Annotated in this window: 12 protein-coding genes, 1 rRNA gene and 2 pseudogenes; 7 read left to right on the plus strand and 8 right to left on the minus strand. The window is 42.5% G+C overall.

All coding sequences use genetic code 11. From position 1 onward, the window contains the following. Positions 1-90: pseudogene (locus FTU82_RS16035) on the minus strand (transposase); the annotation flags it as partial. Between the two features lie 215 nt (positions 91-305). Between FTU82_RS16035 and FTU82_RS13725 the strand changes: the two are divergent. From FTU82_RS13725 to erpA, 4 genes are all read left to right on the plus strand, one after another. Further along, on the plus strand, positions 306-1,310 hold the full coding sequence (locus FTU82_RS13725; RefSeq protein WP_180101478.1) for a putative solute-binding protein: 1,005 nt from the start codon (positions 306-308) through the stop codon (positions 1,308-1,310). Between the two features lie 253 nt (positions 1,311-1,563). Beyond that, complete coding sequence (locus FTU82_RS13730) at positions 1,564-2,574, plus strand: putative solute-binding protein (RefSeq protein ID WP_180101480.1); 1,011 nt, start codon at positions 1,564-1,566, stop codon at positions 2,572-2,574. 192 nt (positions 2,575-2,766) lie between these two features. After that, complete coding sequence (locus FTU82_RS13735) at positions 2,767-3,774, plus strand: putative solute-binding protein (RefSeq protein ID WP_074384156.1); 1,008 nt, start codon at positions 2,767-2,769, stop codon at positions 3,772-3,774. 121 nt (positions 3,775-3,895) lie between these two features. Continuing rightward, a complete protein-coding gene (gene erpA, locus FTU82_RS13740; RefSeq protein ID WP_180101482.1) occupies positions 3,896-4,231 on the plus strand; it encodes an iron-sulfur cluster insertion protein ErpA in 336 nt (111 codons plus the stop codon). Between the two features lie 55 nt (positions 4,232-4,286). On the opposite strand, the gene FTU82_RS13745 is transcribed toward erpA, so the two are convergent. The 6 genes and pseudogenes from FTU82_RS13745 to FTU82_RS13770 all read right to left on the minus strand — a co-directional run bounded on the left by FTU82_RS13745 (position 4,287) and on the right by FTU82_RS13770 (position 10,180). Beyond that, positions 4,287-4,664: a hypothetical protein gene (locus tag FTU82_RS13745; RefSeq protein ID WP_167381287.1), complete on the minus strand. Its 378-nt coding sequence runs from the start codon at positions 4,662-4,664 to the stop codon at positions 4,287-4,289. A 105-nt stretch (positions 4,665-4,769) separates the two neighbouring features. Then, the gene (locus tag FTU82_RS13750; RefSeq protein WP_100329869.1) at positions 4,770-5,678 is read right to left on the minus strand and encodes a matrixin family metalloprotease; all 909 of its coding nucleotides are present in this window, start codon (positions 5,676-5,678) and stop codon (positions 4,770-4,772) included. Between the two features lie 60 nt (positions 5,679-5,738). Then, a pseudogene (locus FTU82_RS13755) lies at positions 5,739-5,999 on the minus strand (OXA-134 family carbapenem-hydrolyzing class D beta-lactamase); the annotation flags it as partial. Between the two features lie 170 nt (positions 6,000-6,169). Continuing rightward, complete coding sequence (gene dnaK, locus FTU82_RS13760; RefSeq protein WP_074383783.1) at positions 6,170-8,113, minus strand: molecular chaperone DnaK; 1,944 nt, start codon at positions 8,111-8,113, stop codon at positions 6,170-6,172. 155 nt (positions 8,114-8,268) lie between these two features. After that, on the minus strand, positions 8,269-8,817 hold the full coding sequence (grpE, locus tag FTU82_RS13765; protein ID WP_005173545.1) for a nucleotide exchange factor GrpE: 549 nt from the start codon (positions 8,815-8,817) through the stop codon (positions 8,269-8,271). 853 nt (positions 8,818-9,670) lie between these two features. Continuing rightward, positions 9,671-10,180 carry a hypothetical protein gene (locus FTU82_RS13770; RefSeq protein ID WP_100329870.1) on the minus strand — a complete coding sequence of 170 codons (510 nt, stop codon included), beginning with the start codon at positions 10,178-10,180 and terminating at the stop codon, positions 9,671-9,673. A gap of 216 nt (positions 10,181-10,396) precedes the next feature. On the opposite strand from FTU82_RS13770, the gene FTU82_RS13775 reads away from it, so the two are divergent. After that, positions 10,397-11,467, plus strand: coding sequence for an alpha/beta hydrolase (locus FTU82_RS13775; protein WP_180076464.1), 1,071 nt, complete (start codon positions 10,397-10,399; stop codon positions 11,465-11,467). Between the two features lie 71 nt (positions 11,468-11,538). On the opposite strand, the gene FTU82_RS13780 is transcribed toward FTU82_RS13775, so the two are convergent. Continuing rightward, on the minus strand, positions 11,539-12,213 hold the full coding sequence (locus tag FTU82_RS13780; protein ID WP_100329872.1) for an acetoacetate decarboxylase family protein: 675 nt from the start codon (positions 12,211-12,213) through the stop codon (positions 11,539-11,541). Positions 12,214-12,316: 103 nt separating this feature from the next. Here FTU82_RS13780 and FTU82_RS13785 point away from each other — a divergent pair, with 103 nt between their 5' ends. Both FTU82_RS13785 and FTU82_RS13790 read left to right on the plus strand, forming a co-directional pair. Then, a complete protein-coding gene (locus FTU82_RS13785; protein ID WP_074383779.1) occupies positions 12,317-12,889 on the plus strand; it encodes a peptidylprolyl isomerase in 573 nt (190 codons plus the stop codon). Between the two features lie 426 nt (positions 12,890-13,315). Continuing rightward, positions 13,316-13,649 (plus strand): 16S ribosomal RNA (locus tag FTU82_RS13790); the annotation flags it as partial.

Below are 13,649 nucleotides of genomic sequence, written 5' to 3' on the forward strand. Positions count from 1 at the left end.
AATTTCAAATTGTGCAGCTACCGCTCGAATAGAATAACCTTCCTCAAGCTTAGCTAAAATTTTACGTCTAAAATGTTCTGAATAACTCATTGCACCATTGTATTAGTTTTATAATGATTTGACTATAAAGGAAAGCCCTGTGAAAATGAAAAATCTTGCGACTTTTACTGAAATGAGCCAGCTTTTAAATACTGTGAATTTATATATTATGGACGCATAAGTTGAGTATAAGCTCTATTTTCAGTATTAACAGTTGTTTATAGTAGAAGCTGATCGAGCAAAAAATACGATAGAGTAAAATAAAAATGAAAAAGGGATTTTTAGTTTTATCTGCACTGGGTCTACTGGCATCGACTTCAAGTCATGCCAAAGTAAATATCTGTGTTTTTGATTTGCTGGGCAAGTCTGGCGAATCGTTTAAATTACTGGAAGAATGGGCCTTAGCTGCAAAAGCTTGGAATGCGGATGTTCAATTGCTTGCCTATCAGGATGAAGCCAAAGTTGATCAGGATGCCAAGGCAGGAAAATGCGATGCCTTCTATATGACCTCCATGCGGGCCCGCGCCTATAACAAATTCGCCGGCTCGATTGATGCGATTGGTGGTGTGCCAAATAATGACATTGCCATGAAAGCCATCAGTTATGTACTGGATAAACGCAACAGCAAGCGCCTGATCACCCAGATTGGCAAAGAAAAATTTGAAGTGGCTGGGATCGGGCAGATTGGCCCGGCTTATATTTTTGTCCGTGATCGCGAGCTGAATAAACTGGAACAGGTAAAAGGCAAGAAATTTGCCGTGCTACATTATGACTATGCCCAGAAAATTATGGTCAACCGGATTGAAGCCGTGCCGGTAATGTCGGAAATTTCCAATTTTATCCGTAAATTTAATCAGGGCGAAGTCGATATTGTGGCTGCACCGGCTTATGCCTTTAAACCGCTTGAATTAGAAAAAGGTCTGGGCAATAAAGGCGCCATGATTAATTTTCCAGTGATCAATGTCACTGCCGACCTGATCATCCGGCAGGATAAATTTCCTGACTCTTTCGCAGTACAATCCAGAGACTGGTTTGTGAAACAGTTGCCGCGCAGTTTTGCCATGGTGAAACGTATGGAAGCGGAAATTCCCAATAAATATAAGCTGAACTTAAGCCGTGAAGATCGCATTGCCTATCAGAAGATTCTGCGCGAAGGCCGCATCGATTTAACCCGGCAGGGGATTTATGATCCCGGCATGATGACGGTATTGAAGCGTGCCCGCTGTACCGTCGAAAGAACCAATTTTGAGTGTTCAATTAGTGGCGAATAAAATTCAAATGATGTATATCTTTGTAACTCTCACGGATTAAATGTAATGATACGAAACTTCTATTAAATATTAAGAAATTGATATTTAAAAATATTTTATAAAATAATATTTAGAACATACGCTGATTTATCTTTATAGGCCAAAACACGGGTTTTAAATGGAGTAAATGCTCTATTTTTTTTAATTAAACTTGCTTAATATTTGTTCCGTGTACGGCCACTCAGCGAATAACAAGATTCCAAAGGATAATACAATGAAAAAAGCACTCTTATCATTGGCTGCACTTTCTACATTTGGTTTTGCCAATGCAGTGCATGCAGAAAAAGTCGATATCTGCGTGTTTGACTTACTGGGTAAATCGGGTGAGTCTTTCCAGATGGCGCAAGAATGGGCACTGGCTGCAAAAGGCTGGGGCGCAGAAATCAATCTGATTGCCCGCCAGGATGAAGCTGTTGCCGACAATGATTTTAAAGCCGGAAAATGTGATGGTGTATTTATGACTGCCATGCGCGCCCGTCAATACAATAAATTTGCCGGTTCTATCGATGCACTGGGCGGTGCACCGAGCAATGCAATTGCACAGCGTGCCATTAGTTTTGCGCTGGACAAACGCAATGCCAGCAAAATGGTGACTAATCTGGGTGGTAAAAAATACGAAATTGCCGGGATTGCACCACTTGGTTCGGCGTTCATCTTTGTCCGTGACAAAAATATTAACTCGATCGAAAAAGCCGCAGGTAAAAAATTCGCGGTATTGGGCTATGACGATGCCCAGAAAATTATGGTGCAGCGTGTTGGTGCACAGGCCGTGATTTCCGATGTATCCAATTTTGTGGCCAAATTTAACAATGGTCAGGTGGATATGGTGGGGGCACCAGCCTATGCTTATAAACCGCTAGAGATTTATAAAGGCCTCAGCAATAACGGCGCGATGTTTAATTTCCCGGTGCTGCATGTAACGTCTGATTTTGTCATTCGCCCGGAAAAATTCCCGGCAGGTTTTGGGCAAAAATCGCGTGACTGGTTTATCAAAAACCTGCCAAAAAGTATGGCCATGATCGGCCGTCTGGAAGCCGGAATTCCGTCGAAATATAAAATGAATCTGAGCGTGGAAGATAGAACCAAGTATCAGAAAATGTTACGTGATGGCCGTATGGACATGACCAAACGCGGAATCTATGATGCTGGCATGATGTCAGTGTTAAAACGCGCACGCTGTTCTGTCGACAAAGCCAATTTTGAGTGTTCACTTTTGGGTGAGTAATTTGATTTTTAAAGAAAAAGCTTAGCTGAGTCTAAGCTTTTTTTGTGGTTGAACTGAGGCAGATCAGCCATTGTACAGCTGATTAAATAGCTTAAGCTTGATCTAAAGATTGATTTCTTATGATTGATATAAAAACAATTAGATGCGGCTGAAATCGCAATAACAAAAACAAGGTATAAGGACATTAGGATGATGCAAAGAAGATGGAAAATACTGGCATTGGCCGCAGCGACATTTACTGTTTCAGGTCTGGTACAGGCCAAACAGGTGATGTGCGTATTTGATCTGGTGGGTAAAAATGGCGATGTGTATAGCGTCATGAAAGATTATCAGCTGGCAGCGAAAAACTGGGGCGCTGATATCGAGCTTAGAGTGAATACCAATGAAGCCGTGGTTGCAGAAGATTTTAAAGCCGGAAAATGTGACGGGATTAGTGTTACTGGAATGCGCGGGCGTCAGTTCAACAGTTTTACCGGCTCACTCGATGCCATCGGGGCGATTCCAGATCTGAATCTGGCCGTTAAAGTGATGCAGGGTCTGGCGAGTCCGACTTTTGCCAAACATATGCTCAATGGCAAATATGAAGTGGTGGGGGTGATTCCTGTCGGTGATGCTTTTCTGTTGGTCAATGACCGTAGTATTAATACCGTGGCCAAAGCCGCAGGTAAAAAAATTGCGGTACTCGACTATGATGAAGCACAAAAAATCATGGTGCAGCAGGTTGGTGCTCAAGCCGTCAGTGCCGATGTCACCAACTTTGGCGCCAAGTTTAACAATGGTCAGGTTGATATCATTGGCGCACCCGCTGCGGTATTTAAGCCGCTAGAATTACACAAAGGCTTAGGTACAAAAGGTGCGATTGTGAATTATCCGGTGTTGCAAGTGACCGGTAATATCATTATCCGTCCCGATAAATTCCCGGCGGGTTATGGTCAAAAATCACGTGAATGGGTGAGAAGCCAGTTGCCGCGCGCTTTTGGTATTCTGGGCAAAATGAAAGCCGATATTCCTGCAAAATACTGGATGGATATTCCGGCTGCAGATAAACCGGGCTATCAGAAAATGATGCGCGATTCCAGAATCGACCTGACCAAACGCGGCGTATATGATAAACGCATGATGAAACTGCTGTGGCAATTCCGTTGTAAGCAGAACCCGCAAAACTTCGAATGTGCCTTACAGGATGAGAACTACAAATAATCCTGATAAAATTACTCTGATTTGACTTTTAATCTGTAGAGACTGACCATATATTGAGTGTGTTATACTTCGATATGGTCTTTTCTTTTTAAAGACATTCCATTCAACAGAGGAATCCGCCATGAATGCCCAAGCGCTTGTGCTCACCGACAATGCCGCAAATAAAGTACGCCAGTTGCGTGACAGTGAAGGTAACCAAGACTTAATGCTCCGTGTGTATGTTACCGGTGGCGGCTGTTCAGGTTTCTCTTATGGCTTTAACTTTGCCGAAAGTCAGAATGAAGACGATGCAGAATTTGTCAACGGCGATGTGAAAGTACTGGTCGATTCACTCAGCTATCAATATCTGGTCGGTTCCGTTGTAGATTATTTGGAAGGTCTGGAAGGTTCACGCTTTGTGGTGCAAAACCCGAATGCGACCACCACTTGTGGTTGTGGATCTTCATTCTCGATCTAAACACGCACAATAAAAAAGTCCTCTTGATGAGGACTTTTTTATATCTGAAGAAAACTTAATTTTCCAGTTTTACCGCTTCCAAGAGGTCAAAAATTACTGATGTGACATCCTGACTCAGCTCACGATTATTAAAAATCTCATAAGCGCTAATGGTAATATCGGTATCACTTGGCAACAAGCGCTGCTCTTCTTCGATCAGGTCATTGATCGGCAAGAGGGTCTGTTTGATTTCCAGATGTAAAATATCTTTATATTCCAGATTCTCATCGTCCAGTTCAATCAGCTGTTCATTGAAATAAGGCAATAAAATCGCATGAAGATGTGGCTGAATATCCTCAATATCAAAGATCTCGATATCACGCGTTTCATCAATCGTACTAATGTGGTCATTTACTTCAATTAAAATATGGTAGTAACTCACATGAATCTCCAAAGATGGCCTGAACAATGTAGCCGTTCACAATAACATGAAATCCGAATAGAGTGTTTTTTATAACACTTATACACTTAAATTAATTAAGGAATTCAGGCTGATCACTTAACGGTGATACAGCAAAGTCTTGTCGGCAGGTCGCAACTGAAAGTGTTGTAAATTCTGTTTTCCCAGTACCGGATACATCAGCGCCTCTGGATCATCATGATGATACAGGCCTAAAGCATGCCCCAGTTCATGAGCCAGTGTCAGACGCAGATCATCTTCTGCATCAAACTGATATACATGAATCTGATGACCCATAAATACCCCTTTATGAAATTCACGGGCAGGAAAACGTTGCTGGGCCTGAATGATATTCTGTTGATGATTTTCAAGACTATGTTGATGCAGCGAAACATTCAGGTTAAAAGAACTTTGCTGTCGCTGAAGATACTCGGCTTCCCGTTTAAAATTTTCCGATTTGCGCTGTAAAGCCTGAAACTCATATTCTAATTGTTCGTGCTCATAGGCAGATAAATTTGGCTGATGCCGTCGTTGCTGTAGCTTCTGAAATTCATAATTAATCTGATCTCTTTGCTGGATCAAGCGTTGTTGTTGACTTTCCAGATGTTGATAAGATGCTTCCAGATTTTTGACCTGACGTTGATACTGGGCATCATCTGCCAGCAACTGTTTTTCGACTTTCTTTAAGGCATTATATTCCTGTTGCCGTTGATCATAGATCAGATGAATACTCAGCTGGGCATTTTCATCATAGAGCAGCAGATCATCGCGATGGGTGCCCTGATGCCAGATCTCGACGGCTTCTTTGCTCAGTTGAATCACTTGCTCTTTACTCAGCCCAAAGCCTGCATCTACCTGATCGACCTTAAAGCGTAAACGTGTGTCAAAAGGATGACTGAGCCGGTCTGCAAGCGAGTTGTAGCGCAGTTGTGGATGAGCTTTGGTCTGCATATGCATAGAGGCAGACAGGATTAACCCAACGATGACCAGACAAAATAGAAGGCGCATATTGCTATTGAGATGCTTGTTTTTAAAAAATATAGCTTAATTTTAAGGCATTTCCCATGCTTATTTGCCTTCCTGCTCAGCTTTTGGATAAAGTCCTAATTCGGCCAAGGTTTGCTGTAAAATGTCCAGGCGAATCGCCGGATCCATATGACTGTGCATCTGCATATTCAGGGAAAAGGCCACGATGTCAGCCTGTGGTGTTTCGATCCAGCCCGTGCGTCAGCCAACTTGCGCTTCCAGCTCCATACCCCGGCCGGATTTGGCATACAGTCGACAAGCGTGGCGTTCCTGTAGCAATAACATGGCTTTAACCCATTGCTGAAAGGCCGCAAAATCAGAATTTTCAGGGTTGATGGTCGTTTCATGCTGGATTTAGCTTAAACAGCTTTACTTGAACATACGATCCATTTTTAGTCATTTTACCTTCATGCTTTAAAATTTGGACATAAAAAAACCGCGCTGTTGCGCGGTTTTTCAGTTAAAGCGACAAATTATTTTTTGTCATCTTTTACTTCAGTGAACTCAGCATCTACAACGCCGTCGTCCGCTTTTTGCTGTTGTTGACCAGCGTCACCACCGAATGCGTTCGGATCAAACCCTTGCGCACCGCCTTGGCCTTGAGCTGCTTCATAGGCACGCTGAGTGATCGGCATGATGATGTTTTGAAGCGCTTCAGTTTTCGCTTTGATTTCTTCAACATCATTTTCTTTAGTTGATGCTTCAAGCTCAGAAACCGCAGTTTCAATTGCAGTTTTTTCGTCTGCAGTCACTTGCTCGCCCAAATCTTTCACTGCTTTTTGAGCAGAAGAAACTAACGCATCCGCTTCGTTACGTGCTTTCGCTAATTCTTCGAATTTGCGATCTTCTTCAGCATTCGCTTCAGCATCACGGATCATTGCTTCGATTTCAGCATCAGACAAACCTGAGTTTGCTTTAATCTGGATCGATTGCTCTTTACCCGTGCTCTTGTCTTTTGCAGATACTTTCAAGATACCATCAGCGTTGATATCGAAAGATACTTCAATTTGTGGCACACCACGTGGAGCCGGTGGGATATCGCCCAATTGGAAGTTACCCAACAATTTGTTTTGCTGCGCCATTTTACGTTCACCCTGGAACACAGAAATGTCTACAGCAGGCTGGTTGTCAGCAGCAGTCGAGAACACTTGAGATTTCTTCGCAGGAATCGTGGTGTTTTTCTCGATGATTGCTGTTAACACGCCACCCATGGTTTCGATACCAAGTGTCAGCGGAGTAACGTCAAGTAGAAGTACGTCAGTTTTGTCACCTGAAAGTACCGCACCTTGAATCGCAGCACCCATTGCAACTGCTTCATCAGGGTTTACGTCTTTACGTGGCTCTTTACCGAAGAATTCTTGAACCTTCTGTTGAACCATTGGCATACGTGATTGACCACCCACCAGAATCACGTCAGAGATGTCTGAAGTTGAAAGACCAGCATCTTTAAGTGCAATCTTACATGGCTCAATGGTACGCGCAACCAAGTCAGCAACTAAACCTTCAAGTTTCGCACGTGTTACGTTGATCACCAAGTGTTTAGGACCAGTCGCATCAGCAGTGATGTATGGTAGGTTAATTTCAGTTGCATTCGAAGAAGAAAGCTCGATTTTTGCTTTTTCAGCAGCTTCTTTTAAACGTTGCAGCGCAAGCGGATCTTGTTTCAAGTTGAAGTTTTGTTCTTTCTTGAACTCTTCAACCAGGAATTCGATCAATGCGTTATCGAAGTCTTCACCACCCAGGAATGTATCACCGTTAGTAGACAACACTTCGATTTGCTGGTCGCCATCAAGATCCGCAATTTCAATGATTGAAACGTCGAATGTACCACCACCCAAGTCATAAACCGCGATTTTACGGTCGCCTTCTTTCTTGTCCATACCGAACGCAAGTGCAGCAGCAGTTGGTTCGTTGATGATACGTTTCACTTCTAAACCTGCAATTTTACCTGCATCTTTAGTGGCTTGACGCTGGGCATCGTTGAAGTAAGCAGGAACGGTAATGACCGCTTCAGTTACTGTTTCACCCAGGTAATCTTCCGCTGTTTTCTTCATCTTTTTCAAGATTTCAGCAGAGATTTGCTGTGGTGCAAGTTTCTTGTCGTTGACATCAACCCAAGCATCACCGTTGTCAGCTTTGATGATTTTGTACGGTACCAGACCGATATCTTTTTGTACCGCTTGGTCTTCATAACGACGACCGATCAAACGTTTGATCGCGAACAAGGTATTTTTAGGATTCGTTACCGCTTGACGCTTTGCCGATTGACCTACCAGAATTTCGCCATCTTTATAGGCAATAATTGATGGCGTTGTACGCGCGCCTTCAGCGTTTTCGATTACTTTAACTTTGTCGCCTTCAAGTACTGCAACACATGAGTTTGTAGTACCTAAGTCAATACCAATGATTTTAGCCATTTGGATGTTTCCTCAAAAATTCTTTTATTCCCAAACTTTTCCCTTTATCAAAGGGAAATTAAAAGGGATTTACTTGTTATCCGATATGAGAGCCGTTCGATTTTTTTCAAGTAAAATTGTTGAAAAAATTTCACAAACTCCCGAATTTATTTGGCTTAAGCGCCAACCATGACCATCGCCGGGCGCAACAGGCGATTATTCAGCGTGTAGCCTTTTTGCAAAACAGTGCCAATTTCATTGGCTTTGGCATTTGGATCAATCCCAACTGCCTGATGCAGATCAGCATTAAAGCCGTTACTGGTGTCTACCACCACGACTCCAAATTTCTCTAAGGTATTCAATAAAGATTTAAGTGTCAGTTCAACGCCTTCCAGCAGTGGAGTTTTCTCTTCACCTGCGGCAACAATGGCGCGCTCGAGATTGTCGACGGTTTCTAAAAGTTCTTTAGAGAACTTTTCTAAAACGGTATCTTTATGCTTTTCAGATTCACGCTGAATACGCTCCACACTTTTTTGTGCTTCGTAGACTGCATTGGCCGTACGTGCTTTTTCTAACTTTAAGTCACCTTCAAGCTGCGCAATCTGCTCTTGTAAAGACTCAACGGAAACTTCAGCCTGCTCGGTTTCAGCTTGAGTTTGCGCTGTATCTTGTTCCGCTTGCTCTTGCTCAAATTTTTGAGCTTGCTCGTTTTGCTCAGTCGCCATTGATTTACTCCGTTTAAATGGGTTCTTAAACATGTACAGTCCTCAGGCCTCAGTATTCACTGCGTTAATGCTGAACTGCCATGGTTGAAGTTCTTGATTACCTAAAGAAATCGGGGCAGGGTGTAAAAATTCAAGCGTCAGTCAAGATTAAATTTAAGATTTATACAAAATTCTGAATAAAACAGCGAGCAGATGGCAGGCTTTTACCGCGATATAGGCGGAGATAAATTGAAGTAAATGATCAAGGAGTCATCTGATCATTGTTGTATACGTCGCTGAATAGACAGTCTGGGCTTTAAAATAAAACATGAATTATTTGAAAATAAATATAAAAAATTGATAATCGTATTTTTGAATAAATTTAATAATTTTAATCTGTTTTAAATATTGGTAAAAAAATTGCATGATACTGACATAGACAGCGACCTTGTTCAGAGGAGAGAGCCGAACTCGGTTGCTGTTGCCTTATTTCAAGTTACTTTTTTCAAGCTGAGTTCCCCCAAGACTCGGCTTTTTTTTGCCTGATTATTTATTAGACATAAAAGCGATTAATATCTAAGCAATAAAGTATTTCTCAATAGATGAACTTTTGATTAATATTTATTCCAGATTCTATCGCTGTAGTTTCTTCTTATTTTGAAATGTGTTTTCGTGGCTTATCTTTTTCTCTAAGATAGGCCTTTTTTTTTGCTAAAATTGAGCATTCTTGCTTTGATCAAGATAAAAATGATGGCTTGGCGGCTTAGTCCGGCCTTCATGCAAAAATACTGCTTTTATCCAATCAGCTTGAGATAAAATTTTCCATTAAAAAAGCCTGCTACAGGCTTTTTTAACAAAGAGTGAAATCAAAGTATTAATCACGGCGATCGCGTGGACGCTGTTGTTGCTGTTGACGTCGATTATCGCTCCAGCGTGGGTTAGATGAACGGTTTTGCTGGGCTTTTCTGGCACGTTGATCGGTGATCCGTTTACGATCCTGCTCCAGGCGGCGTTTATTACGTTCTGTTTCAGCCTGTTTTTGCCGTTGGCTCATCATGTTTTTACGCTGCTGTTCCTGGCGTTGTCGTTCCAGCTGGCTTTTACGTCGGTCCTGTTCTAACTGTCTTTTACGGTCCTGTTCCCAGTTACGACGCTGCACTTCCTGTTTACGTCGATCCAGTTCAATACGTTTACGTTGCTGTTCATATTCCCAGCGTTGCCGATCATAACGACGCTGTTGCTCATAACGACGATCCTGTTCATAGCGGCGATCAGAACGCTGATCATAACGGCCATCGTAGTAGCCACCATCTTCAGGGAAAGCAACACAGCCTACAGCCAAAAATGCAGTCGCCAGAGACAGAGCTATAATTTTGCCAGCCATAGGCATTCTCCCAACTTGAAATAAAAAATATACTGAAGCTCGCAAAACTACGTCAAAAATACCATTTAAACGGTCAATGACATCTTTTATAAATCAGGTTAACGTATTGGATAAAACTATATGTACTTAGATATTAAGACTTATATAAGAATATGGTCACTGAAACGCTAATCGTGTAGAAACTATGAAGAATTAAGAGAATAAGGACTAAAAATAATGACTGTGAATCATCCAGTACTGAAAAGTGTAATCGAAAAAGGGCAAGGCACAGCAGCGCGTATGCTGGATCGCTTACCTGGTATTGCACAAGACGCATTGGTTAAGGCTTTGGACTATCCTCATCACTATCCTGATTTAGACCCCATGGTCAAATGCCTGATGGCGATTCAGCTTAAACAGGGGCATGGCAGCTTTCTGAGTGAAGATGTCGCACAGGCACGGGTGGCGTTTGATGCGCGCATGAAAACAATTCAGGCCAGACCGACTGCTGTGAAAATGGTAGAAGAGCTGCGTCTGCCTTTGCAAAGTGGCAGCATCTTTGCCCGGCATTATCATCCAGCTCCACAAAAGAAGTTGCCGATGGTGATTTTTTATCATGGCGGTGCATTTATGGTGGGCGGTCTGGACAGCCATGATGAATTCTGTCGCTTGCTGGCAGTACATGCCAAAGTACAGGTGTTAAGCGTGGCTTATCCGCTGACGCCAGAATTTAGCCCCTTGCAGATGGTACAGGTTTGTGAAGATGCCCTGGCGTGGGCACATCAGCATAGCAAGCAGCTAAAAGTCTATAAAAACCGGATTGCCTTGGCAGGGGACAGTGCCGGCGGAAATCTGGCTACTGTTGTAGCTCAGCGCAGTGTAGGTAAATCTTATGCCGCACGAGCGCAGCTTTTGCTTTATCCGGCGGTCGACTTTAAAAGTCGCCATCCATCTTTTTATGCCTATAAAGATGGACTGGTACTTTCAGAGCAGGATATTGATCTGGTGACCTTCATGTATGCCCAGACCCATCAGATTGAATTAGATGATCCACTGATTTCACCGACCTATGGTGAATTGCAAAACTTGCCGCCGAGCTATGTGATTACCGCACGTCATGATGTCCTGCATGATGAAGGTTCAATCTATGCGCATAAACTACGTCAGAATGGTGTGAGTGTTCATTATCATGAATATACCGACCAGGCACATGGTTTTATCAACCTGACGCCGATCTCCCGCCGTGCCAAAAAATATGTGATTGAGATCAGCAAAAATTTCCGCAAATTCTGGGACAAAAATAGTTAAATCCAAGGCGTGCATGCAAAAAGGTGTTTCTCATGAAACACCTTTTTTTATAGATAGGTTTTTATCAATTCTTATACTTTGCTGCTGATCTGCGCTTCAGGAAAGATCAGATTGAATTTGGGAACATAAAAGCTTTGCAGCAATTTGGCTTTGGAAAAGTCTGGAAATATATTGTCGATATCTTGCCATTCTACTTGCGAGAGTTTGGAGAGATGACCACGGAATTGTGGGCTGAACTGAAAACGCTGACCTTTCCAGGCTTGCTGAATTTTGAGCATAGAGGCTGGAATATGATGACTATTAATATAGAACTTGCGCGCAGATTTGGTTTTTTTGAGTCGAATCGTCATACGCTGGTTTTGATACTGAATATGACACAATATTTCCTGATTTTTTTCCTGCCATTCAAATTCTGCATGTTCTTTGGGAATACCCCATAAATGCTGGCCGTGTATGACAGATTCATGAGTAGAGACATAAATTTTAGGAATCGAGCTGAGGCGTCGTTTACTAATTAAAGGATGATCTAGAATCAGTAACTCATCATAAGGACCAATTGGTGAAGAATGATAACGCACCAATAACACTTGTACCACGCGACCCAGTGGGGAGGGGGCAATACGGAACTGCTTGGCTTGCTGAATAAAGCCGGGTGTTAGCCAGTAATTCAAAATAAAACCTTCGCCCTGTAAATGCCAAGGCGGAAACTGGTGGATATTTTGCTCCTGTAATAATGCATGGCTCATTCTTATTCTCTTGTCTTTAGTCGGCAGGCAACTGCATTATGAGTTATAAAAGATTAATATACAGTCATTCACAACCATTACTTCTAAGTAGATGAGTTAAAAAATGTTAAAGAAATCATTATATGCGATCGCCCTTACTGCCATCAGTCTGCCAGGTTTTGCTGCCAATACCCTTATTGAGATGAAAACTTCATCGGGAAATATTGAAATTGAGCTCTTTAATGATCAAGCCCCGATCTCGGCAAAGAACTTTGAAAACTATGTAAAGAGCAACTTCTATAAGGACACTATCTTTCACCGGGTCATTCCCGGCTTTATGGTGCAGGGTGGGGGCTTTGATAGCAACATGCAGGAAAAGGCCAATACCCAAGCTCCAATTAAAAATGAATCATCGAATGGTCTGCAAAATAAACGCGGTACTTTAGCGATGGCGCGTACCAATCAGCCGGATTCTGCACGAGCACAATTCTTTGTAAATCTGGTCGATAACGATTTTCTGGATCGTTCTGCCCGAAATGCAGGCTATGCGGTCTTCGGTAAGGTCACTAAAGGTATGGATATTGTCGATCAGATTGCCAAAGTGCCGACTCGAAACTATGGAATGCATCAAAATGTGCCGGTGAAGCCTATCAAGATCAACAGTGTGAACATTAAAGCGCCAGTTGTGAGAAACTAGGTACAGAATAAAACAGAAATATTTAATTCATATTTCTGTTTTAAAAATATGTAGTTATGTGATGTTTTGTATAAATACGAACCAAATTGGTGCATAAAAATAAAACAGTCGTGATTCCTGTGAGTTAAAAGCGCTTGCACCTGTAGGAAATTACCCTATAATGAGCCCATACCGACGAGATAGACGGAAACGAACGAAGCAGATTGCTGAGTTGTTAAGTTTGTCGAAGTCCAGCTTCTAGCACTGACGAGGTGTTAGAAAGATCATTAAGAGATTATGAAGAACAACTTGTGTGGATTTTTACTGGTTGATCGATCGAAATTATTTTCATTGATTGATGGTAGAAATGACTCGAAGTTTATTTGAGAAATATTTGTCAGAAAATTGATGAGCCAAGATTGGTGCCCTTTAGGCACTACTGATTTTAAACTGAAGAGTTTGATCATGGCTCAGATTGAACGCTGGCGGCAGGCTTAACACATGCAAGTCGAGCGGATGAAAGTAGCTTGCTACTGGATTCAGCGGCGGACGGGTGAGTAATGCTTAGGAATCTGCCTATTAGTGGGGGACAACATCTCGAAAGGGATGCTAATACCGCATACGTCCTACGGGAGAAAGCAGGGGATCTTCGGACCTTGCGCTAATAGATGAGCCTAAGTCGGATTAGCTAGTTGGTGGGGTAAAGGCCTACCAAGGCGACGATCTGTAGCGGGTCTGAGAGGATGATCCGCCACACTGGGACTGAGACACGGCCCAGACT

This window comes from Acinetobacter sp. YH12151, assembly GCF_013418355.1.
GTDB classification, from domain to species: Bacteria; Pseudomonadota; Gammaproteobacteria; order Pseudomonadales; family Moraxellaceae; genus Acinetobacter; species Acinetobacter pseudolwoffii.

What these genes read in the sequence shown, in the direction of transcription:
- grpE (WP_005173545.1), bottom strand. Translation starts at nt 8,817, where the DNA reads ATGGCGACTGAGCAAAACGAGCAAGCTCAAAAATTTGAGCAAGAGCAA.
- FTU82_RS13735 (WP_074384156.1), top strand. Translation starts at nt 2,767, where the DNA reads ATGCAAAGAAGATGGAAAATACTGGCATTGGCCGCAGCGACATTTACT.
- dnaK (WP_074383783.1), bottom strand. Translation starts at nt 8,113, where the DNA reads ATGGCTAAAATCATTGGTATTGACTTAGGTACTACAAACTCATGTGTT.
- FTU82_RS13725 (WP_180101478.1), top strand. Translation starts at nt 306, where the DNA reads ATGAAAAAGGGATTTTTAGTTTTATCTGCACTGGGTCTACTGGCATCG.
- FTU82_RS13775 (WP_180076464.1), top strand. Translation starts at nt 10,397, where the DNA reads ATGACTGTGAATCATCCAGTACTGAAAAGTGTAATCGAAAAAGGGCAA.
- FTU82_RS13770 (WP_100329870.1), bottom strand. Translation starts at nt 10,180, where the DNA reads ATGGCTGGCAAAATTATAGCTCTGTCTCTGGCGACTGCATTTTTGGCT.
- FTU82_RS13780 (WP_100329872.1), bottom strand. Translation starts at nt 12,213, where the DNA reads ATGAGCCATGCATTATTACAGGAGCAAAATATCCACCAGTTTCCGCCT.
- FTU82_RS13730 (WP_180101480.1), top strand. Translation starts at nt 1,564, where the DNA reads ATGAAAAAAGCACTCTTATCATTGGCTGCACTTTCTACATTTGGTTTT.
- erpA (WP_180101482.1), top strand. Translation starts at nt 3,896, where the DNA reads ATGAATGCCCAAGCGCTTGTGCTCACCGACAATGCCGCAAATAAAGTA.
- FTU82_RS13750 (WP_100329869.1), bottom strand. Translation starts at nt 5,678, where the DNA reads ATGCGCCTTCTATTTTGTCTGGTCATCGTTGGGTTAATCCTGTCTGCC.
- FTU82_RS13785 (WP_074383779.1), top strand. Translation starts at nt 12,317, where the DNA reads ATGTTAAAGAAATCATTATATGCGATCGCCCTTACTGCCATCAGTCTG.